A 20,539-nucleotide genomic window follows, 5' to 3' on the forward strand; every position below is an offset into this window, starting at 1 on the left:
TTCCATGATCACTCCCCTCCTCGCCGGACTGGTCGCCGGACTGCTGACCGTCCCCGCCGGTCCGGTTCAGCAACCGCTCGCGTCCTCCGCTGCCGAACAGCAGGCGGTGGTCGCCTACTGGACCCCGCAACGCCTGGCCGCGCTGACCGAACCGTCGTCGCAGAACCCGCCGAAGAGCGGCCCCGACGGAGCGCCTTGGCCGGACCCGCTCCCGAAGACGATCGGCCGGATGTTCTACACCGACCACGGCGAGGACGCGAGCTGCACAGCAACCGTCGTCCGCAGCAAGAACCGCAGCACGATCGTCACCGCCGGACATTGCGTCAACAACACCGACCTCCTCGGCGAGCACAACGCCTGGAACGCGCACGTCATGTTCGTCCCCGGCTACCACGACGGCCAGACGCCGTACGGCAAGTTCGCCGCCCGGATCGGCGTCGTCGACCGCACCTGGCTCGCGAACGACCAGCAGAACGCGCAGAAGTTCGACACCTACGACCAGGCGTTCGCAGTCCTCGGGCCGAACGAAGCGGGACAGCTGGTGCAGGACGCGGTCGGCGGTGCGCAGCAGATCGGGTTCGACCGGCCGGGCGGCGCGAAGGTGACGCAGTTCGGCTACCCGCGGGCGGCGTCCGATCCGGCACGCGAAGGGCTTCCGGAGTACACCGGGGCGAGGTTGGCATATTGCACTGGCACCGCACGGCATTGGACCGGTACGCCCACCTATCCGGACTCTCCCGATCTGTGGGGCGCGGCGTGCGTCATGGGCGGCGGCTCGAGCGGTGGGCCCCGGTTACGCGACTTCAACCCGTCGACGGGACTGGGAACGGTCGTCGGGGACAACACGCACGCGGGATTCTTTGCCGCGGACGGGAAACCGTGCGAGCGCGATGCGGGCTGCACGCGGTATTTGGTGGGGCCGCAGTTCAGCGGCAAGGTGACGAAGCCGTTGTACGAGGTCGCGCAAGCCGCGCGTTAGCCCTTCAGCTCCGCGATCAACCGGTCCGCCGCCGCGAACGGGTCCAGTTCCCGGGCCACCACTCGTGCCGCCAAGTCGCCCAGCCGGTCGCCGTCCCGGAGGTCCGCCAGTTCCGCGTGCAACCTCCGCAACGCGATCGCGGCGACCTCCTCCCGGGCGCGGGCGGCGCGGCGGCGGTCCAATTCCCCGTGCGCCACAAGCCATTCATGGTGCGTCCGCAACGCCGACACCACCTCGTCGACGCCCTCGCCCTTCGCCGCCACCGTGCGCACGATCGGCTGCCGCCAGCTCGGTCCGCGCAGTTCGCGCCGCGCGAGGCTGATCATCTGCTTGAGGTCGTGCACCGTCGCGTCGGCGCCGTCGCGGTCGGCCTTGTTGACCACGAACACGTCCGCGATCTCCAGCACCCCGGCTTTCGCCGCCTGGATGCCGTCGCCCATTCCCGGGGCCAGCAAGACGACCGTGGTGTCGGCCAGTTTCACAACGTCCACTTCGGACTGTCCAACCCCGACAGTCTCGATCAGCACCACGTCGAACCCGGCGGCGTCGAGCACCCGCACCGCCTGCGGGGTCGCCCACGAAAGGCCGCCGAGGTGGCCCCGGGTCGCCATCGAGCGGATGAACACGCCGGGATCGGTGGCGTGCTCGGTCATCCGGATCCGGTCGCCGAGCAACGCGCCGCCGGAGAACGGCGACGACGGGTCGATCGCCAGCACCCCGACCCGCAGTCCCTCGCCGCGCAACGCGGTGAGCAGCGCGGACGTCGACGTCGACTTGCCGACCCCAGGCGGCCCGGTGAGGCCGACGACGCGAGCACGCCCGGTGTAGGGCGTCAGAGCACGGGCGATGTCCGCCACTCGCGGCGAAGAGTCCTCGACAAGAGAAATGAGCCGGGCGACCGCGCGCGGTTGTCCTTCCCGCGCGCGGCCGACCAGCTCATCGAGGTCCGGGCCGGCCAACTTACGCCGACGGGACGCGGATCAGCAGCGCGTCGCCCTGTCCGCCGCCGCCGCAGAGCGCGGCCGCGCCGAGACCGCCGCCGCGGCGGCGCAGCTCGTGCACCAGGTGCACGGCCAGCCGCGCACCGGAAGCGCCGATCGGGTGGCCGAGCGCGATCGCGCCGCCGTTGACGTTCACCTTCGACTCGTCCAGCCCGAGCTTCTCGCTCGAAACCAGGCCAACCGCGGCGAACGCCTCGTTGATCTCCACCAGGTCCAGGTCGCCGACGTCCAGCTTCGCCTTCTTCAGCGCGGCGCGGATCGCGTTCGACGGCTGCTCGTGCAGGCTCGCGTCCGGACCGGCGACGACGCCGTGCGCGCCGATCTCGGCCAGCGGCGTGATGCCCAGTTCGGCCGCCTTCTCCGGGCTGGCCACGATCACCGCGGCCGCGCCGTCGGAAATCTGCGACGCCGAACCCGCGGTGATGGTGCCGTCCGAGGCGAACGCCGGACGCAGCTTCGCGAGGCTCTCGCCGGTGGTATCGGCGCGCACGCCCTCGTCGGTGGAGAACACGACCGGGTCGCCCTTGCGCTGCGGAATCGACACCGGCGCGATCTCCTCGCGGAAGAACCCGGCCTCGATCGCCGCCGCGGCCCGCTGGTGCGAACGCGCGGAGAACGCGTCCTGCTGCTCGCGGGTGACGCTGTAGCGGCCGTTGTGCTTCTCCGTCGAAACACCCATCGCGACCTGGTCGAACGCGCAGAACAGGCCGTCGTAGGCCATGTGGTCGACCAGCGTGGTGTCGCCGTACTTGAACCCGGCGCGCGACTTCGGCAGCAGGTGCGGCGCCTGCGTCATCGACTCCTGGCCGCCCGCGACGACGAGGTCGAACTCGCCCGCGCGGATCAGCTGGTCGGCGAGCGCGATCGCGTCGAGGCCGGACAGGCAGACCTTGTTGATGGTCAGCGCCGGGACGTCCATCGGGATGCCCGCGGCGACCGCCGCCTGGCGCGCCGGGATCTGGCCCGCGCCCGCGGTGAGCACCTGGCCCATGATCGTGTACTGGACCTGGTCCGGGGAGACGCCGGCGCGTTCGAGCGCGGCCTTGATCGCGATCCCGCCCAGCTGGGCTCCCGAGAAGTCCTTCAACGAGCCGAGCAGCCGCCCGATCGGGGTACGGGCAGCGCCCAGGATCACGGAACCGGACACGACGTCCTCCAAAGCATCGGTGCACTGGCAGTGTTCCCACGATACGGCCTGCGCGGGGTTCCCGGCGCGTCTTGATGGAGCCAGTGTGAGGGGGCGCACGCGGGGTTCCCCGAGGCCCGCCGGGGCTTATCCTCCCCGGTATGGACACCGAGCCCAGCGCATCCGTGCTCAAGCCGTTCGTGACCGCGATCGACCACGTCGGCATCGCCGTGCCCGACCTCGACGCGGCCATCGCCTTCCACCGCGACCACTTCGGCCTGGAGGTCGCGCACGAGGAGGTGAACGACGAGCAGGGCGTGCGCGAGGCGATGCTGCGCGCCCCGGGTACCGCGGGCACCGAGACGATGATCCAGCTGCTCGCCCCGTCCCGCGACGATTCGACGATCGCCAAGTTCATCGGCCGCAACGGGCCGGGCCTGCAGCAGCTCGCGCTGCGAGTGTCCGATGTGGACGCTGCGGCGGAGGCGCTGCGCGCGCAGGGGCTGCGGTTGCTGTACGACGCGGCCAAGCGCGGGACGTCGAACAGCCGGGTCAACTTCGTGCACCCGAAGGACGCTGGCGGGGTTTTGGTCGAGCTAGTGGAGCCTGCGGCCTCGCACTGAAGCGCGCCCCCAATGCGGCGTTTGGTGCGTTGAGCGCACCCAATGCGGCATTGGAGCTCGGCCGGAGCGCGCTTCGGCGACAGGACCGCCGCGGGCCAGGGCGAAGCGAGCCGGGCAAGTCGTGTCCGGGAGAAGTCGGTGGCGGCCAGGCCGTGAGCGGCGATGCCGGTTCTAACCGGCAGAAACACCCACGAGCACCTCACACCGCCGAAGCGGGCGGCTTGCCCTTGGCCGCCCGGGCGGACAGCGCGTTCGCCACGAACGTCAGCTCCCCGTCGAACTCCGCCGGGCGGTCGTCGCCGGTGTGGCGGGCCGTCGCGTGCCGGTGGGTGATCGCGCGGGCCAGCAGGCCGGACGCGTTGTCGATGTCCGCTCCAGGGAGCCGTCCGCCGGTGGCGGCCACGATCACCGACCGCATCAGGCGGACCAGTTGCTGGAATCGTTCGGACAGCGCGTCGCGGACCACGTGATGGGTGTCGGCCTCGCGCCACAGCAGGTGCGACAGCCCCAGCGAACCGGTGAACCGGCGGTCGAGTTCGCCGACCAGCCTGCGCAGCGAACCCGCCAGGTCGCCCGGAACGACGACCGCGGCGGGTTCGATGCGTTCGTCCGGCAGCCGGTCGACCAAAGCGGCCAGCAGGTCGGACTTGCGGCGGAAGTAATAGTGGACGAGGCCCTTCGGGACCCCGGCGCGCTCCGCGATGCGGGACGTCGGGGTCGCTTCGAAGCCGGACTCGGCGAACAGTTCCTCCGCCGCGCACAGGATCCGTTCTTTCGCCGAGTCGTCGGTCATGTCCGCCTTCCTCGTCAGGGCTCCGCTGCCCCGATCAGTGCTGGCCCGCCATCCGGTGGGCGGCGTTGGCCTCCGGCATCGCGGCCGCGCCGGCGATGATCGTCAGCGCACCGCCGACCCAGGACGTCCACGACGCCCCGTTGAATTGCGTATACCCCATCACCCACGGCGCGATGAACAGCAACGCGCCGAGGACGATCTGCACGCCCTCGCCGTAAACCATGCTCGGCGACGCGAGCGACACCAGGCCGTCGATCGCGATCAGCGCACCGAGGACCACCATCGTCCACACCATCGTGGTGTTCGTGCTCAGCCAAAGGGGTGAAAGAGCGGCGACAACACCAATCACGACCTCGGCCCAGTCATAGGGCCGCGTCCAGGCGCGCGTCGAGACTTCACTCATTCGTGCTCACCTCCGCCGGAAAAGAGCCGTTCAGGGAGATTTCCCACTGCCGACTATGCTCCTTGACTGGCCAGCCGGTCAAGATTCGTGCGTCACACTTCGACTCGTGTACGGGGTGTCTGTCTCGTACAGTGAGGCCCCCGGTTACCGACGAGTAATTTCGTCCAGTCGCGCCGCGACCGACCCCTGGAGGTTCCCGATGACGCACCTCGACGAGATCCAGCAGGCGATCCTCGACGGCCGCTTCGACGCGATCGCCGAGTTGCCCGTGCCCGAGAGCTACCGGGGCGTCACCGTGCACGCCGACGAGGTCGACATGTTCGAAGGCCTCGAAAGCCGCGACAAGGACCCGCGCCGCTCGCTGCACGTGGACGAGGTCCCGACGCCTGAACTCGGCCCCGGCGAGGCGCTGGTCGCGGTGATGGCCAGCGCGATCAACTACAACACCGTCTGGACGTCGATCTTCGAGCCGATCCCGACGTTCAAGTTCCTGCGCAAGTACGGGAAGCTCTCGCCGCTGGCCAAGCGCCACGACCTGCCGTACCACGTGGTCGGCTCGGACCTGTCCGGCGTCGTGCTGCGCACCGGCGCGGGCGTGCACAACTGGAAGCCCGGCGACGAGGTCGTCGCGCACTGCCTGAACGTCGAGCTGGAAGGCCCGGACGGGCACAACGACACGATGCTCGACACCGAGCAGCGGATCTGGGGCTTCGAGACCAACTTCGGCGGGCTCGCCGAGGTCGCGCTGGTCAAGGCGAACCAGCTGATGCCGAAGCCGGCGCACCTGACCTGGGAGGAGTCCGCCTCCCCCGGGCTGGTGAACTCGACCGCGTACCGGCAGCTGGTGTCGCGCAACGGCGCGGACATGAAGCAGGGCGACGTCGTGCTGATCTGGGGCGCGTCGGGCGGCCTCGGCTCGTACGCGACGCAGTACGCGCTCAACGGCGGCGCGATCCCGGTGTGCGTCGTGTCCAGCCCGGAAAAGGCCGAGATCTGCCGGAAGCTGGGCGCGGAGCTGATCATCGACCGCACCGCCGAGGGCTACCAGTTCTGGAAGAACGAGAACGAGCAGGACCCGAAGGAATGGCAGCGGTTCGGCGCGAAGATCCGCGAGCTGACCGGCGGCGAGGACCCGGACATCGTGTTCGAGCACCCGGGCCGCGAGACCTTCGGCGCGTCCGTCTACGCCGCGCGCAAGGGCGGCACCATCGTCACCTGCGCGTCCACGTCGGGCTACATGCACCAGTACGACAACCGGTACCTGTGGATGAACCTGAAGCGGATCATCGGCTCGCACTTCGCGAACTACCGCGAATCGTGGGAGGCCAACCGGCTGATCGCGAAGGGCCTCATCCACCCGACGCTGTCGAAGACCTACTCGCTCGAAGAAACCGGCCAGGCCGCCCTTGACGTGCACCGCAACGCGCACCAGGGCAAGGTCGGCGTGCTCGCGCTCGCTCCGGAAGAAGGACTCGGCGTGCGCGACGAGGAGCTGCGCGCGAAGCACCTCGACGGCATCAACGCCTTCCGCGGCGCGTGAGGGCAGACCACCTGCCTCTTCGGTCCGGCCGCTCGCCGCACGAGCGGCCGGACCCCGTGGGTGCTCACCCGTCCGTGACCGCGGAGCGACTACGGTGGTGTCATGAGTCTTGGCGATGAACGCGAACTCGTGCCGCTGGGAGCCGGCTTCGACGTAGCGAAGCGGGGGTACAGCCGGGCCCAGGTCGACGAGCACCTGGAACGGCTCGACGGCGACCTGAAGATGCTCACCGCCGACCGCGACGCCGCCATCGCCCAAGCCGGCGACCTGGCCCGGCAGCTTGAGGTCGCGCGCGGCGAGATCGCCGATCTGCGCGGTCAGGTCGACCGGCTCGCGCAGCCGCCGACGAGCGTCGAGGGCCTGTCCGAACGCCTCCAGCGGATGCTGCGGCTGGCGCAGGACGAGGCCGCGGACACGCGTGCCCGCGCCGAGGCCGAGGCAGGCCACATCCGGGCCAAGGCGGAGACCGACGCCAGCGCCATGCGCGCCCGGTACGAGCAGCTGCTCACCGAACTCGACCTGCGCCGCAAGGAAATGGAAGCCGAGCACCGCAAGGTGCTCGAGGACGCGCGCGCCGAGGCCAAGCGGATCACCGACGAGGCCGAGGCCGAGCGCAAGAAGCTCGACGCGGAGTCCGAGGCCCGCCGCACGCAGGTCGAGGAAGACTTCGAGATCGCGATGGCGACCCGGCGCGCCGAGGCGATGCGCGTGCTGGCCGAGCAGGAGGCGGCCAGCAAGGCCGAAGCCGAGCGCCGGGTCCGCGAGGCCGCCGAGGACGCGGCCGCGATCCGGGCGAAGGTGCTGGAGGAGGAGACGGCCGCCAAGGCCGACATCGACCGTCGCCAGCGCGAATCGGTCGCCGACGCGAACAAGCGCCGCCAGGACTCGATCACCGAGGCCAACGCGCGGCTCGCGGAAGCGGCCGACGAGGCCCGCCGCCGCGTCCGCACCGCCACCGACGAGTCCAACCGCCGGATCACCCAGGCCAACGAGCGGGTCGAGGCCCTGCGCGCGGTCCGGGCGAGCCTGGCCGAGCAGATCCGGTCGGCGCGCACCGTGCTGGCCGAGGCGCAGCACGTGCTCGGCGAGATGGACGGCGAGGTGCCCGCGGACATCAAGGCCGCCGCCGAGACTGCCAACGGCTCCGGGCCGAAGTCCGCGAATGGATCCCCGGCCGGCGGCGCGAAGGCGAGCAGCGCCCAGCCGAGCGGCAACGCGGGTGCGCAGAACAGCAAGCCCAGCACTCCGGCCGGGCAGAAATCCGCTGGTCAGGGCGGCAAGAACGCCCCGGCGAACAGCGGGAAGCCCGCGGCGAGCGGCGACGTCGAGCAGACCGTCCGGCTGCGCACGTCCGACGTGCCCAAGCCGCAGCCGCAACCGCGCCCGGCGGGAAAACCGACTGGCGAGTAACCTTCCCCCGCGAAGGGGCCGCGCCGCCCCGCTGACCGATTCGCCGGGAGGTTGTGGATGGCTGTCTATCGGACTGTGGTGGTGGGCACGGACGGGTCCGACTCGTCCTTCGCCGCGGTGGACAAGGCCGCCGGGGTGGCTGCCGACGCGGGAGCGACGCTGGTCGTCGTCTGCGCGTACCACCCGGCCAGCCGCCAAGACGTGGAACGCGCGCAGGACGAACTGGGCGACGAGGCCTATCAGGTAGTCGGGTCCGCGCCCGCTGAGGACACGCTGCAGTCCGCACGGGACCGCGCGGCGAAGGCCGGCGCCGCGAACATCGAAACGGTCGCGCTGGAGGGGCAGCCGGTCGACATGCTGCGCAAGGTCGTGAAGGACCGCGAGGCGGACCTTCTGGTGGTCGGCAACCGCGGCCTCAACACCCTGACCGGGCGGATCCTGGGCTCGGTGCCGTCGGAGGTGGCCCGGAAGTCGGGCGTCGACGTGCTGATCGTGCACACCACCTGAGGCCGTGGCCGATCCTTCCCGGGACCTGCAGCAGCGGCTGGAACGCGCCCTGCTGGGCGGCCCTCGCCGCTACACCCGGCTCGAAGTAGCGAAACGGGCCGGAGTACCCGAAGAACGCTCGCGGCGGCTGTGGCGGGCGCTGGGTTTCGCCACCGTCGAAGACGACGAGGTGGTGTTCACCGACGCCGACGTCGAAGCCATGCGCATCGCCGACGGCCTGGTGAGTTCCGGCCTGGTCGCGCCCGGCATGGAAGTCGCGGTGACCCGTGCCCTCGGCCAGCATCTGTCCCGGCTGGCCGAGTGGCAGGTCCACATGCTGTGGTCGCTGATCACCGAAAACCCGGAACTGGCCCGCAGCGACCGGCAGGTCACCCGCCTGGTGGAACGCCTGCTCCCCGAGCTGGAGCAAGTGCAGAATTACGTCTGGCGCCGCCACCTGGCCGCGTTCGCCGGCCGCGCCTTCGCCAGCCCCGACGAGGACCTGGAAACGCGCGCCCTGGTAGTCGGCTTCGTAGACATGGTCGGCTACACGCGCTTCACGAGAGAAGCCGACGAGGAAGAACTGACCCAGGTCCTGGACGGCTTCGAATCCCTTGCCACCGAAGTCATCGCGGAACACCACGGCCGAGTCGTGAAAATGATCGGCGACGAAGTCCTGTTCGTCACCGACACCCCCGCCGACGGCGCGGAAATCGCCCTGACGCTAGCCGAACGCACCGGCGAAGACGGCGGCCTCCCCGCAGTCCGAGCCGGAATGGCCTCGGGCCGAGTCCTGTCCCGCTTCGGCGACGTCTACGGCTCCGTAGTGAACCTGGCCGCGCGACTCACTTCAGCCGCAAGGCCAGGAACCGTACTGGTCGACCGAGAACTGGCCGGGGAACTGGAACCCTTGCCGCAGTTCGATCTCCGCACCCGCCGCCCCATCGCAGTACGCGGCTACAACCGCCTACGCCCCTCTGCCCTGCGGAGGGCGAAAGACAAACCCACCGGCCGCTTCGCCTCGTCGCAGCAACTGGCCGCGGAAATGCTAGGCCTAGGCGACCAGCCAACGCCAGAAACCCCAGAACCAGACGACTTCCCCACCCCCACCGCTCCACGCAAACGCCGCCGACGCCGCTAACCGCACCCGGTGCACCCAACGAGCGAGGCACCCACACCTCCCCCGCACCCCGATACGAAGCTCATCTGCGGTCGGTGGGTGCTTGTCAAGGCATCTTTCCCGCCTTGACAAGCACCCACCGACCGTCAGCACAATCAAGCTTCGGGGTGCCCCACGCAACCACCCCACCTACGAACCTCAAGCATCAAAATCAACAGTAACCCGCTCAGAAACCGGATGAGACTGGCAAGTCAGCACAAACCCAGCCTCCACCTCAGCCTTCTCCAACGCGAAATTCCGCCGCATATTGACCGCCCCCTCGGTCACCCGAGCCCGGCAGGTCCCGCAAACCCCGCCCTTGCACGCAAACGGCAAATCCGGCCGAAACCGCTGCGCCCCGTCCAGCACCGACGATTCCCGGGGCAGGTTCATCGTCGTGGACCGACCGTCCAGCACCAACGTCACCTCGGACGAAGCCCCCGCAACAGCAGGGTCGACATGCTTGACCGGCTCCGGCGGCACATCGTCCACATAGAACAGTTCCTGATGAATCCGCTCCTCAGGAACCCCCAGCGACCCAAGCAGATCCTGCGCCGACGTCACCATCCCGAACGGCCCGCACAGCCAGAAATGGTCCACATCCTCAACCGGCACAATCGATTCGAACAGCGCACGCAGCTTGTCCGCATCCAGCCGCCCGGTGAACAACTCCGCCTCACGCGGCTCCCGGGACAACACATGCACAAGTTCCAGCCGAGCCGGGTACCGATCCTTCAAATCAGCCAGATCGTCCGCGAACATCACCGTGTCAGTACGCCGATTCCCATACAGCACAGTCACCGAAGCGTCCGGCGTAGCCAGCAGTGAGGCCGCAATCGACAACACCGGCGTAATCCCGGACCCGGCAGCGATCAGCACATGATGCCCGCCAGCAGCGAGATCCGGCGTGAACGACCCAGTCGGCGCGGAGACCTCAACCGTATCCCCGGCACGAACCTCATTGACCAGCCACGACGAGAACACCCCGTCCGGCACCAACCGCACCCCGACCCGCGGCCGCTCCCCCGCCGGAGCGCAAATCGAATACGACCGCCGCTCGTCCCGCCCGTCGACAAGACGCCGCAAAGTCAGCGACTGCCCAGGCGCGAACGCGTAGACCGAAGCCAGTTCCTCCGGCACGTCGAACGTCACGGCCACGGCGTCGTCACAAAGCCGTTCGACCTCAGCCACCCGCAACGGGTGGAACCCGGCACGGCGGGAAACGGTGGCAGTCACTCAAATCTCCTTGACGTGTTCGAACGGCTCCCAGCAAGACCGGCACCGCCGCAACGCTTTGCACGCAGTCGCGCTGAACCGGGACTGCTCCTCCGTGTCCATCGAGCCGCAATGCGGACAAGCCACCCGCCGCACCGAAGGCCCCAACGTCAACGGAATCGGCCCGGCAGCCCGCCGCGGCGCGGACCCAGGCGGCGCGATCCCGGCCTCCGCCAGCTTCCGCCGCCCGTCCGCGCTGATCCAATCCGACGTCCAAGCCGGTTCCAGCACCGTACGGATCTCAACCGAGGTGTACCCGGCGCCCCGCAACGCGTGCTCCAGGTCGTCCCGCATCGTGTCCATCGCCGGACAGCCGGTGTAGGTCGGCGTAATAGACACCGTCACCCGACCGTCCTCTTCGGACACTTCACGCAGCACACCCAGATCCGCGAGCGTCAGCATCGGCAGCTCCGGATCAGTGACCGTCGAAGCCACCGCCACCGCGGTCACCACGACGCTCCAGGCATCGCCCGAGCCACACTCTGCAGCTCAGCCAGCAGGAAACCCATCTGCTCGGTATGCACGCCGTCGCGTCCCATCCGCCCGGAAACCCCGGCGATAGCGCCGATCTCCGGCCGTTCCAACGTAGCCGCCGCCAACGCCTGAACCAGCACAGCGTCGAACTCCGGCCGCAGCGAAGCCGCGTCGACCATCTCGGACGGATGCGTCGAGAACAGCTCGTCGACATACGGCCACACCGCGGCCAGCCCCTCGGCCATCCGCTCGTGCGACAACGGCGTCCCGTCGCCCAGCCGCACCAGCCACTGCGCGGCGTAATCCCGGTGGTAGGCCAATTCCTTCACGCCCTTGGCCGCGATAGCCGCCAGTACCGGGTCCACACTGGACTCCAGCTGCTGGAACAACGCGAGCCGCCAAGTCGAGAACACGAACAGCTGCGCGATCAGGTGCCCGAAGTGCCCGCCGCCCAGCTCGGCCAGCCGGACGTTCCGGAACTCGTTCTCCGCGCGCAAGAACGCGAACGTGTCCTCGGACCGGTCCGTGCCGTCCGCCTTGCCGGAACGAGCGAGTAGCAACCGCGCCTGGCCGAGCAGGTCGAGGCCGATGTTCGCGATCGCGACCTCGTCCTCCAGCTCCGGCGCGCTCGCGACCCACTCCTGCAACCGGTGCGAGAAGATCAACGCGTCGTCGCCCAGCATCAAGCAATAGGCGGCGAGCTGGGCACCGTCCACTCCGGACGGAACGGAGGTGTCCACTCCGGACAGCGGATCGGCGAACCCGGTGCCGAAGGCCCACCGGGCGTCGTTGTCTTCGGTGATGGCTTCGTAGACGTTGTCGAAAGACATCCCAGACCTCACATGTGGGGAACGTTGTCGGGAATGTCGTAGAACGTCGGGTGCCGGTACACCTTGTCCCCGCTGGGCGCGAAGAACGGGTCCTTCTCGTCCGGCGACGACGCGGTGATGTCCGAGGCGCGAACGACCCAGATGGACACTCCCTCGTTGCGGCGCGTGTAGAGATCGCGCGCGTGGTGCAGCGCCATCTCGTCGTCCGCCGCGTGCAGCGAACCCACGTGGACGTGGTTCAGTCCCCGCTTCCCGCGGACGAAAACCTCGTACAGCGGCCAGTCGTGCTTCATGCCGAAACCTCTTTCTTGGCCGCGTGCGCCGCCGCGGCCTCCCGGACCCAGGCGCCTTCGTCGTGTGCGCGCTTGCGGTGCGCGATCCGGTCCGCGTTGCACGGGCCGTTGCCCTTGAGCACGTTCTTGAACTCGTCCCAGTCGACCGCGCCGAAGTCGTAGTGCTCCCGGTCGGCGTTCCACTTGAGCTCCGGGTCCGGGAACGTCACGCCGAGCGCCTCGGCCTGCGGCACGGACATGTCGACAAACCGCTGCCGCAGCTCGTCGTTGGTGTGCCGCTTGATCTTCCACGCCATCGACTGCGCGGTGTTCGGCGAATCCGCGTCCGGCGGGCCGAACATCATCAGCGACGGCCACCACCAGCGGTTCACCGCCTCCTGCACCATGTCCCGCTGCTGCTGGGTGCCCTTCATCATGGTCATCAGCAGCTCGTAGCCCTGCCGCTGGTGGAAGGACTCCTCCTTGCAGATCCGGATCATCGCCCGCGCGTAGGGCCCGTACGACGACCGGCACAGCGGCACCTGGTTGCAGATCGCCGCGCCGTCCACCAGCCAGCCGATCACGCCGACGTCGGCGAAGGTCAGCGTCGGGTAGTTGAAGATCGACGAGTACTTCTGCCTGCCGGTGATGAGCTTGTCGGTGAGGTCCGCGCGGTCCGCGCCGAGCGTCGCCGCCGCGGAGTACAAGTACAGCCCGTGGCCCGCTTCGTCCTGCACCTTCGCGAGCAGGATCGCCTTGCGCCGCAACGAAGGCGCGCGGGTGATCCAGTTGCCCTCCGGCTGCATGCCGATGATCTCCGAGTGCGCGTGCTGCGCGATCTGGCGGATCATCGTCTTGCGGTAGCCCTCGGGAATCCAGTCGCGCGGTTCGATGCGCTGGTCCCGTTCGATGGTGTGCTCGAACAGGGCTTCCAATTCCGGCTCTGCCACAGCGGTCACGGCTGCTCCTTCGAGACGAGGGTGAGCACGTCGTACTTCGCGACCGAGTCGCCGTCCTGGTTGGTGACGTCGGCGTCCCAGCGGACTTCGCCGTACTCCTGGTCGATCCGCGGCGTAATCTGCTTGGCCGTCAGGGTGACCGTCAGCGCGTCACCCTCCTTGACCGGCGTGAGGAAGCGCAGGTTCTCCAGGCCGTAGTTGGCCAGCACCGGACCCGGTTCGGGCGAGACGAACAGGCCCGCCGCGAACGACACGACCAGGTAGCCGTGCGCCACGATGCCGCCGAACAGGGGGTTCGCCGCGGCCGCCGCCTCGTCGGTGTGCGCGTAGAAGGTGTCGCCGGTGAACTCGGCGAAGTGGTCGATGTCGGCGCGGGTGACGGCGCGCGGACCGGCCACCACGGTGTCGCCGATGCTCAGCTCCGCCAGCGACTTGCGGAACGGGTGCTCGCCTTCGACGCGCGGACCGCCCTCGACCCACCGGCCGGTGACGGCGCCGAGCACCCTCGGGCTGGCCTGCACGGCCGTGCGCTGCATGTGGTGCAGCACGCTGCGGATGCCGCCCATCTCCTCGCCGCCGCCCGCGCGGCCGGGGCCGCCGTGCACCAGCTGCGGCATCGGCGAACCGTGCCCGGTGGATTCCTTCGCGTCTTCGCTGTCGAGCACGAGCAGCCGGCCGTGATACGGCGCGACGCCCAGCACGATGTCGCGGGCGAACACCGGGTCGCCGGTCACGACCGACCCGGCCAGGCTGCCGCCGCCGCGTGCGGCGAACTCGATGACCTGCTTGACCGACGTGTACGGCATCAGCGTGGACACCGGGCCGAACGCCTCGACCTCGTGCGGCTCGGCGCGCTCCGGGTCGGCCTTGAGCAGGATCGGCGAGATGAACGCGCCGGTCGCCTCGTCGCCGTCCACGACGTCGACGTGCTCCGGGTCGCCGAAGACGATGCTGCCCGCGTCGAGCAGGGCCTTCAGCGAACGACGTACTTCTTCACGCTGCTCCAGACTGGCCAGCGCACCCATCCGGACGCCCTCGGCGTTCGGGTTCCCGACGGTCACCTTGGCGAGCCGGGCGCTGACCGCTTCGGCGACGTCGTCCAGCATCTCGGCCGGTACGAACGCGCGGCGGATCGCGGTGCACTTCTGGCCCGCCTTCACCGTCATCTCGGTGGTCAGCTGCTTGACGAACAGATCGAACTCCGGCGTCGACGGCCGGGCGTCCGGGGCGAGGATCGAGCAGTTCAGCGAGTCGGCCTCGGCGTTGAACCGCACCGAGTTCCGCACGATCGCCGGGTGCGCGCGCAGCTTCTGCGCGGTGGACGCGGAACCGGTGAACGACACCAGGTCCTGAGCCGTGACGTGGTCGAGCAGGTCGCCGACGCTGCCCGCGACGAACTGCACCGTGCCCTCGGGCAGGATGCCGGACTCGACGATCAGCTCCACGAGCCGCGCGGTCAGGTACGCGGTCTGGCTGGCCGGCTTGATCAGGCTCGGCACGCCGGCGAGGAACGCGGGCGCGAACTTCTCCAGCGGACCCCACACCGGGAAGTTGAAGGCGTTGATCTGGATCGCGACGCCCTGCAGCGGGGTCGCGATGTGCTGCGCGACGAACGTGCCGCCGCGGCTCAGCGGCTCGACCGCGCCCTCGACGTACACGGTGTCGTTCGGCAGCTCGCGCTTGCCCTTCGAGCCGTAGCTGAACAGGACGCCGATGCCGCCGTCGATGTCGAACTTCGAGTCGCCGAGCGTCGCACCCGTGCGCGCTGACAGCGCGTACAGCTCTTCGCGGTGCTCGCGCAGGTGCGAAGCGAGCGACTTCAGCAGCGCGGCCCGCTGATGGAACGTCAGCTTCCGCAGCGCCGGACCGCCGACTTTGCGGCCGTACTCGAGCGCCGCGGCGAAGTCGATCCCTTCCGACGAAATCCGGGCCACTTCCTCCCCGGTCGCCGCGTCGTGCAGCGGGGCGCCCTCGCCCGGCGCCGTGTGCCATCCCCCGGAGACGTAGCTGCGGAGCAGAACCATGCCGACCCTCTCGCCGAATTACCAACCGGACGTTCAGTAATTCGCAGGATAGCCGTTCTCCCGGCTGATCGGAACCCCCGCATTGCTTGACACCGCCGGAGTCGCGGCCTTTACTGGGCTCCAGCCGGGATTACCGGCCATTCGGTCAGTAAGTCACCGTCCCGGAGGGCTAGCTCGTGACCCGCAACGCCGCGCACGCCATGTTCGACACCGACGAGGCGTCCCGCTCTCTCGGCATCGAACTCGTCGAGGCCGCCGACGGCAGGGCGGTGGCCACGATGAAGGTCACCGAGACGATGGTCAACGGGCACGACATCGCCCACGGCGGTTACGTGTTCCTGCTCGCCGACACCGCTTTCGCCCTGGCCTGCAACACGCACGGGCCGGTCACCGTCGCCTCGGGCGCGGAGATCTCGTTCGTCGCCGCCGGGAAACTGGGCGACCACCTCGTCGCGACGGCCGCCGAGCGCACCCGCTACGGCCGCAACGGCATCTACGACGTCACGGTGCACCGGGAGACCCCCGGCGGGCCCGAAGTCGTCGCCGAATTCCGCGGCCGCAGCCGCGTCATCGAGAAGACCCGGGAAGCACAGTGACCCCCACCCTCGCCGAAAACGTCAGCGCCGACGAGCTGGCCGCACTCCAGCTTGAACGGCTGCAGTGGACCCTGCGGCACGCGTACGAGAACGTCCCGCTGTACCGCAAGAAGTTCGACGACGCCGGGGTGCACCCCGACGACTGCCGCGAACTGGGCGACCTGGCGAAGTTCCCCTTCACCACCAAGGCCGACCTGCGCGAGAGCTACCCGTTCGGGATGTTCGCCGTGCCGCAGGACCAGATCCGCCGGCTGCACGCGTCGAGCGGCACCACCGGGAAGCCGACCGTCGTCGGCTACACCGAGAAGGACCTGGACACGTGGGCCACCGTGATGGCGCGCTCGATCCACGCCGCGGGCGGACGGCCCGGGCACAAGGTGCACGTCGCGTACGGCTACGGCCTGTTCACCGGCGGGCTCGGCGCGCACTACGGCGCGGAAAAGCTCGGCTGCACGGTGATCCCGGCGTCCGGCGGCATGACCGCCCGGCAGGTCCAGCTGATCACGGACTTCAAGCCGGAAATCATCATGATCACGCCGTCGTACATGCTGACGCTGCTCGACGAGTTCGAGCGCCAGGGCGTGGATCCGAGGGCCAGTTCGCTGAAGGTGGGCATTTTCGGCGCGGAGCCGTGGACCGAGCAGATGCGGTCCGAGATCGAGGAACAGTTCGCGCTGGACGCGGTCGACATCTACGGCCTGTCCGAGGTGATGGGCCCCGGCGTCGCGCAGGAATGCGCGGAAACCAAGGACGGCCTGCACATCTGGGAGGACCACTTCTTCCCCGAGGTGATCGACCCGTTCACCGATCAGGTGCTGCCCGAGGGCGAACGCGGCGAACTGCTGTTCACGTCGCTGACCAAGCAGGCGCTGCCGATCATCCGCTACCGCACCCGCGACCTGACCCGCCTGCTGCCCGGCACCGCGCGTCCCGCGTTCCGCCGGATGGAGAAGGTCACCGGACGCAGCGACGACCTGATCATTTTGCGCGGGGTCAACGTTTTCCCGACGCAGATCGAGGAAATCGTGCTGCGCACCGAGGGATTGAGCCCGCACTTCCAGCTGGTCCGCTCGACCCGAGGCCGCCTGGACCACCTGACGGTGCGCGTCGAAGCCCGCGCCGAGACGACCGCCGAAGCCCGGAACGCTGCCGCCGCGCTGGTGGCCGCCGGGGTGAAGGACGGCGTCGGCGTGAGCGTTTCGGTGGAGGTCGTGGACCCGGACACCCTCGAGCGCTCGCTCGGTAAAATGCGCCGCGTGCTGGACGAACGCTCGTGACCGCCCCCGCCCGCCGCGGCCGGCCTGGCTACGACCTGGAATCGCTGCTCCAGGTCGCGGTCAAGCTTTTCAACGACCGCGGCTACGACGGGACCAGCATGGAGGACCTGTCGCGCAAGCTCGGCATCACGAAATCCGCGATCTACCACCACGTGCCGAGCAAGGAAGAACTGCTGCGGCTGGCGGTGGGCCGGGCCTTGGACGGACTGTTCGAGGTCGCGGAATCGACGGAAGCTCTCGACGGACGGGCGATCGACCGTCTGGAACACCTGGTGCGCGGAAGCGTGCTGGTGCTGGCGGACCGGCTGCCGTTCGTGACGCTGCTGCTGCGGGTGCGGGGCAATACGAAGGCCGAGCGAGCGGCGTTGGCGCGGCGGCGCGAGTTCGACCATCTGGTGACGGATCTGGTCAAGCAGGCCGAAGCTGAGGGGGATGTCCGCCCGGATATCGACCCGGCGATCGCGGCGCGGTTGTTGTTCGGCACGGTGAACTCGCTGATCGAGTGGTACCGGCCGCGGCGGGGGTCGTCCCCGGAGGAACTGGCGGACGCGGTGTGCAAGATGGCGTTCGACGGATTGCGTGCTTGATCCCCTCTGTCGGGGGGCGTTTCTCGCTAGGCTGATCTTGTGGACTTGGGGGAGATCGGGCGGACTCTGGCAGAACGGGTCCGCAACGCGGTCGGCGGCCGCCGGTCGGATGCGGTGCTGCAGATATCGTGGCACGGCCGGGGAATACGGGCCGCGGAGTGGCTGGACGAGGGGCCGCCGGAGGACCCGAACCTGTACGTCGACACCTTCGGGGTGTTCCCGCCCGACTTGCCGCATGGAGTGTACGAAATGCGGCTGCGCCGGGACGGCAGTTACCGGTTCTCGTTCAGCTCCGACATCGAGCTGCTGACCGAGCGGGCCCGCTTCGTGTTCGACCCGGATTTCCGCTACCCGGGGCACCCAGTGCCCGGCATGCCGAGACCAGCGGGCATCGAGCCGACCGGGAGGCCGACCGATCCGGCGGTACTGCGGGAAGTCGGCGCTCTCGTCGGAGAGTTCGCCGAGCGGTACACCGCGATCATGGGACACGCCCCCGAGTGGGCTCCCGGAGCCAGCGAGGAGGAAATCGCCGCGGCGGAAACTCAGGTCGGGGTTCGGCTGCCGGAAGACCTGCGCGCGCTTTTCCGGTTGGTCGGCGAGGATTCCGGTGAGACCGGGCTGCTCAGCTACTACGCCCACGATTCCCTGGAGACGTTGGTCAGGGAGTACCACGACGGCCTGCCCGGCTCATGCGCCGGAGTCTCGTTCGACAGCCCGCTGGAAGACACTTGCCCCGTGTTCGACGCCGATCCGCCGGGGCGGCTCAAGCGCGTGTTTCGCAATGACTGGTGGGTGACCTTCGGCGGCAACCACGGCGGCGAGTATCTCGCTGTTGACCTCGATCCGGACATCGAGGGGAAGCCGGGCCAAGTGCTCGCGTACGGCGACTTCTCCGAAACGCCGCGCCTGGTCGGCACTTCGGTCACCGAGATGATCGAGGAAGTGGTGAAAGCGCTGCGCGCGGGCCGCTACACCCTGCACGAAGGCGATCAGCGGATCGAAGTCCACGCGTCCTTTACCGATCTGCCGGTGCGGGACCCCGCCGAGAGCGTTCGCGATGGGGCGGATCCGGTTGAGGCGATCGCCGGTGCCGAACATCCGGAACTGGTCCAGGCCTGCTACCTCCGCCACGACGGAGACCTCGACTTTACTGTGTTCGAGCCGCTCCGCTCGCTGCGCGACATCGGCGTGCGCGGCGCGAAAACTGTGACTCCCACTGTGACGAACCTACCGCTCCTGGAATCCCTCACCATCGCCGCCGAACAGACCGACCTCAAGGCACTCGCCGGTCATCCAACCCTGTGGGATCTCACCCTCAGCGACCTCACCCACCCAGTCGACCTGTCCCCACTGGCCACCCTCCCGAACCTCACCCGGCTTGCCATCTCCGGACTCGACATCCCGGCAATCGACCAACTCGCCCACCTGCCAGCCCTGGGCGTGCTCACCCTCGACGCGAACCAGCTCACCCGTCTCCTGGCCTCCGGCCACCGTCTCCCCCAGCTGGCCGCCCTGACCGTCTCCGGCCGCGTCCTGCTCCCCGACGCCGTCGAGTTCCTCCGTCAGCTCCGCGACGCCGACGTCCACCTGCAGGAGTTCACCGGTTCGCTCAGCGCTCCTCCCGAGCCGGAGCGGGCATAGTCACCACGAACCCCGTGCTGCGCCCCAAATCGTCCAGCAGCCAGCCCATTCGCTTGACCGTCCGCAGGATCAGCGCCGAGTCCACCACCGACAGCGGCGCGAGGTCCTGTTCCAGGTGTTCCTGCATCCGCATCGATTCCTCGATCGACCGCATCCACGTGGTCACCAGAAGATTCGCCGGCCCCGGCAAACTCGCCGTCTGCCGCACGGTCGGGTTGGCGCGCAACCGGTCCACGCACGTCGACACGTGGGCCACCGGCACTTGGCACCACCAGTTCACGACGATCGGCGACGGCGTCAGTCCCTGCGCGATCTCGCAGCGGAACGTCAAAGCATCCGCGTTCAGCAGGTGTCCGAGCTGGCGGCGCACGGTCGACACCGGACGGCCGGTGATCCGCGCCAGATCAGCGGCGCTGCGTCGACCGTCCTCGCCCAAGGCGACAGTCAAAGGCGCGTAAGGCTCTTCCCACGGCTGCAGTTTGGCCATCCGCCCACCGCCGATGGACGGTAGTTGCGACAGGGCCTGCACGCGCCGCCGATCCAGCGCGCCTACTCGCCAGGAGCTGCCTTCGACGTGCAGTCGCGACGCGAGGTGCGAGCGAGTGTTGAGCACGCCGGGCAGGCTGGGGATCGCGTCCAGCAGTAAGGCGGACAGGTCGCGCAGACCGAGGCCGAAAACGGTCAGCACCAGGCTGTATTCGCGCGAAGCCTCCTCGATGCTGGCCACCGAAGGCCATGTCGCCAGCTCCCGAATCAGCTCGCGTACCTGGCCGCTCGCACAGCGAATTTCCACGTACGCCGCCTGCACCTGGTACAGCCCGGGCACGTGCGGATATGCCGTCACCCACGCCGCTCCCCCGTCGCGCAGGCGTTCCCAGCGCCGGGCCAGCGTCACCGGGGAGGAGTCGAGCGCCGCGGCCAGTTGCGTCCAGGTGGCGCGGGGGCGCAGTTGCAGTGCGTGGATGAGCGAAAAGTCTTCCTCCTCCAGTGAGTCGATCATTGTTTCTTCTCCAGAGGGCCGGTTCGCGAGCGATTCCGACAACTCTAACGCGATATCAGGCGTGAGTTCGCACACTCGACCACC

Annotated in this window: 21 protein-coding genes; 10 read left to right on the forward strand and 11 right to left on the reverse strand. The window is 69.1% G+C overall.

All coding sequences use genetic code 11. The features are described 5' to 3' along the window. Nucleotides 1-4 precede the first annotated feature (4 nt). On the forward strand, nt 5-979 hold the full coding sequence (locus DMP23_RS25950) for a trypsin-like serine peptidase (RefSeq protein WP_337822787.1): 975 nt from the start codon (nt 5-7) through the stop codon (nt 977-979). Here the strand turns inward: DMP23_RS25950 and meaB are convergent. After that, entirely contained in the window at nt 976-1,938 is a 963-nt protein-coding gene (gene meaB / locus DMP23_RS25955; protein WP_037811909.1) for a methylmalonyl Co-A mutase-associated GTPase MeaB, read from the reverse strand. The genes DMP23_RS25950 and meaB overlap by 4 nt on opposite strands. A gap of 1 nt (nt 1,939) precedes the next feature. Beyond that, nucleotides 1,940-3,127: an acetyl-CoA C-acetyltransferase gene (locus tag DMP23_RS25960; RefSeq protein ID WP_037812139.1), complete on the reverse strand. Its 1,188-nt coding sequence runs from the start codon at nt 3,125-3,127 to the stop codon at nt 1,940-1,942. 140 nt (nt 3,128-3,267) lie between these two features. Between DMP23_RS25960 and mce the strand changes: the two genes are divergently transcribed. Further along, a complete protein-coding gene (gene mce, locus DMP23_RS25965) occupies nt 3,268-3,729 on the forward strand; it encodes a methylmalonyl-CoA epimerase (protein ID WP_037811910.1) in 462 nt (153 codons plus the stop codon). A gap of 199 nt (nt 3,730-3,928) precedes the next feature. Here the strand turns inward: mce and DMP23_RS25970 are convergent, their stop codons facing one another. Both DMP23_RS25970 and DMP23_RS25975 read right to left on the reverse strand, forming a co-directional pair. Continuing rightward, the gene (locus tag DMP23_RS25970) at nt 3,929-4,522 is read right to left on the reverse strand and encodes a TetR/AcrR family transcriptional regulator (protein ID WP_037811911.1); all 594 of its coding nucleotides are present in this window, start codon (nt 4,520-4,522) and stop codon (nt 3,929-3,931) included. A 34-nt stretch (nt 4,523-4,556) separates the two neighbouring features. Further along, nucleotides 4,557-4,925, reverse strand: a complete 369-nt coding sequence (locus DMP23_RS25975) for an SPW repeat domain-containing protein (RefSeq protein ID WP_051173160.1) — start codon at nt 4,923-4,925, stop codon at nt 4,557-4,559. Nucleotides 4,926-5,124: 199 nt separating this feature from the next. Between DMP23_RS25975 and ccrA the strand changes: the two genes are divergently transcribed. The 4 genes from ccrA to DMP23_RS25995 all read left to right on the forward strand — a co-directional run bounded on the left by ccrA (nt 5,125) and on the right by DMP23_RS25995 (nt 9,502). Then, on the forward strand, nt 5,125-6,465 hold the full coding sequence (gene ccrA, locus DMP23_RS25980) for a crotonyl-CoA carboxylase/reductase (RefSeq protein ID WP_337822788.1): 1,341 nt from the start codon (nt 5,125-5,127) through the stop codon (nt 6,463-6,465). 129 nt (nt 6,466-6,594) lie between these two features. Further along, nucleotides 6,595-7,875: a chromosome segregation protein gene (locus DMP23_RS25985; RefSeq protein WP_443111356.1), complete on the forward strand. Its 1,281-nt coding sequence runs from the start codon at nt 6,595-6,597 to the stop codon at nt 7,873-7,875. 57 nt (nt 7,876-7,932) lie between these two features. Further along, entirely contained in the window at nt 7,933-8,382 is a 450-nt protein-coding gene (locus DMP23_RS25990) for a universal stress protein (RefSeq protein WP_037811913.1), read from the forward strand. Between the two features lie 4 nt (nt 8,383-8,386). Continuing rightward, nucleotides 8,387-9,502, forward strand: coding sequence for an adenylate/guanylate cyclase domain-containing protein (locus tag DMP23_RS25995; protein WP_134663193.1), 1,116 nt, complete (start codon nt 8,387-8,389; stop codon nt 9,500-9,502). Nucleotides 9,503-9,679: 177 nt separating this feature from the next. On the opposite strand, the gene paaE is transcribed toward DMP23_RS25995, so the two are convergent. From paaE to paaZ, 6 genes are read right to left on the reverse strand one after another with little or no spacing between them, the layout of a single operon-like run. Next, nucleotides 9,680-10,756 (reverse strand): 1,2-phenylacetyl-CoA epoxidase subunit PaaE, encoded by a 1,077-nt coding sequence (gene paaE, locus DMP23_RS26000; protein WP_337822790.1) that lies wholly within the window; start codon nt 10,754-10,756, stop codon nt 9,680-9,682. Further along, nucleotides 10,757-11,248, reverse strand: coding sequence for a 1,2-phenylacetyl-CoA epoxidase subunit PaaD (gene paaD, locus DMP23_RS26005; RefSeq protein WP_037811915.1), 492 nt, complete (start codon nt 11,246-11,248; stop codon nt 10,757-10,759). Beyond that, complete coding sequence (gene paaC, locus DMP23_RS26010) at nt 11,242-12,099, reverse strand: 1,2-phenylacetyl-CoA epoxidase subunit PaaC (protein ID WP_337822791.1); 858 nt, start codon at nt 12,097-12,099, stop codon at nt 11,242-11,244. The genes paaD and paaC overlap by 7 nt, the downstream gene beginning before the upstream one ends. An 8-nt stretch (nt 12,100-12,107) precedes the next feature. After that, entirely contained in the window at nt 12,108-12,392 is a 285-nt protein-coding gene (gene paaB, locus DMP23_RS26015; protein WP_009073848.1) for a 1,2-phenylacetyl-CoA epoxidase subunit PaaB, read from the reverse strand. Then, a complete protein-coding gene (paaA, locus tag DMP23_RS26020; RefSeq protein WP_043839221.1) occupies nt 12,389-13,330 on the reverse strand; it encodes a 1,2-phenylacetyl-CoA epoxidase subunit PaaA in 942 nt (313 codons plus the stop codon). The genes paaB and paaA overlap by 4 nt, the downstream gene beginning before the upstream one ends. Further along, on the reverse strand, nt 13,327-15,354 hold the full coding sequence (paaZ, locus tag DMP23_RS26025; RefSeq protein WP_337822792.1) for a phenylacetic acid degradation bifunctional protein PaaZ: 2,028 nt from the start codon (nt 15,352-15,354) through the stop codon (nt 13,327-13,329). Before paaZ ends, paaA begins: the two co-directional genes overlap by 4 nt. 200 nt (nt 15,355-15,554) lie before the next feature. Between paaZ and paaI the strand changes: the two genes are divergently transcribed. Genes paaI through DMP23_RS26045 form a run of 4 tightly spaced genes read left to right on the forward strand, consistent with a single transcriptional unit; the run spans nt 15,555 to nt 19,455 of the window. Beyond that, entirely contained in the window at nt 15,555-15,950 is a 396-nt protein-coding gene (gene paaI / locus DMP23_RS26030; protein ID WP_037812143.1) for a hydroxyphenylacetyl-CoA thioesterase PaaI, read from the forward strand. Further along, on the forward strand, nt 15,947-17,227 hold the full coding sequence (gene paaK, locus DMP23_RS26035; RefSeq protein WP_337822793.1) for a phenylacetate--CoA ligase PaaK: 1,281 nt from the start codon (nt 15,947-15,949) through the stop codon (nt 17,225-17,227). The genes paaI and paaK overlap by 4 nt, the downstream gene beginning before the upstream one ends. Then, the gene (locus DMP23_RS26040; protein WP_037811921.1) at nt 17,224-17,814 is read left to right on the forward strand and encodes a TetR/AcrR family transcriptional regulator; all 591 of its coding nucleotides are present in this window, start codon (nt 17,224-17,226) and stop codon (nt 17,812-17,814) included. The genes paaK and DMP23_RS26040 overlap by 4 nt, the downstream gene beginning before the upstream one ends. A gap of 39 nt (nt 17,815-17,853) precedes the next feature. After that, complete coding sequence (locus DMP23_RS26045; protein WP_337822794.1) at nt 17,854-19,455, forward strand: SMI1/KNR4 family protein; 1,602 nt, start codon at nt 17,854-17,856, stop codon at nt 19,453-19,455. Here DMP23_RS26045 and DMP23_RS26050 read toward each other — a convergent pair. Further along, nucleotides 19,424-20,455, reverse strand: coding sequence for an Lrp/AsnC family transcriptional regulator (locus tag DMP23_RS26050; RefSeq protein ID WP_337822795.1), 1,032 nt, complete (start codon nt 20,453-20,455; stop codon nt 19,424-19,426). The two genes, DMP23_RS26045 and DMP23_RS26050, sit on opposite strands and share 32 nt — an antisense overlap. Nucleotides 20,456-20,539: the final 84 nt, after the last annotated feature.

This window comes from Amycolatopsis sp. A1MSW2902 (genome assembly GCF_017312175.1).
Taxonomy (GTDB): Bacteria; Actinomycetota; Actinomycetes; order Mycobacteriales; family Pseudonocardiaceae; genus Amycolatopsis; species Amycolatopsis nivea.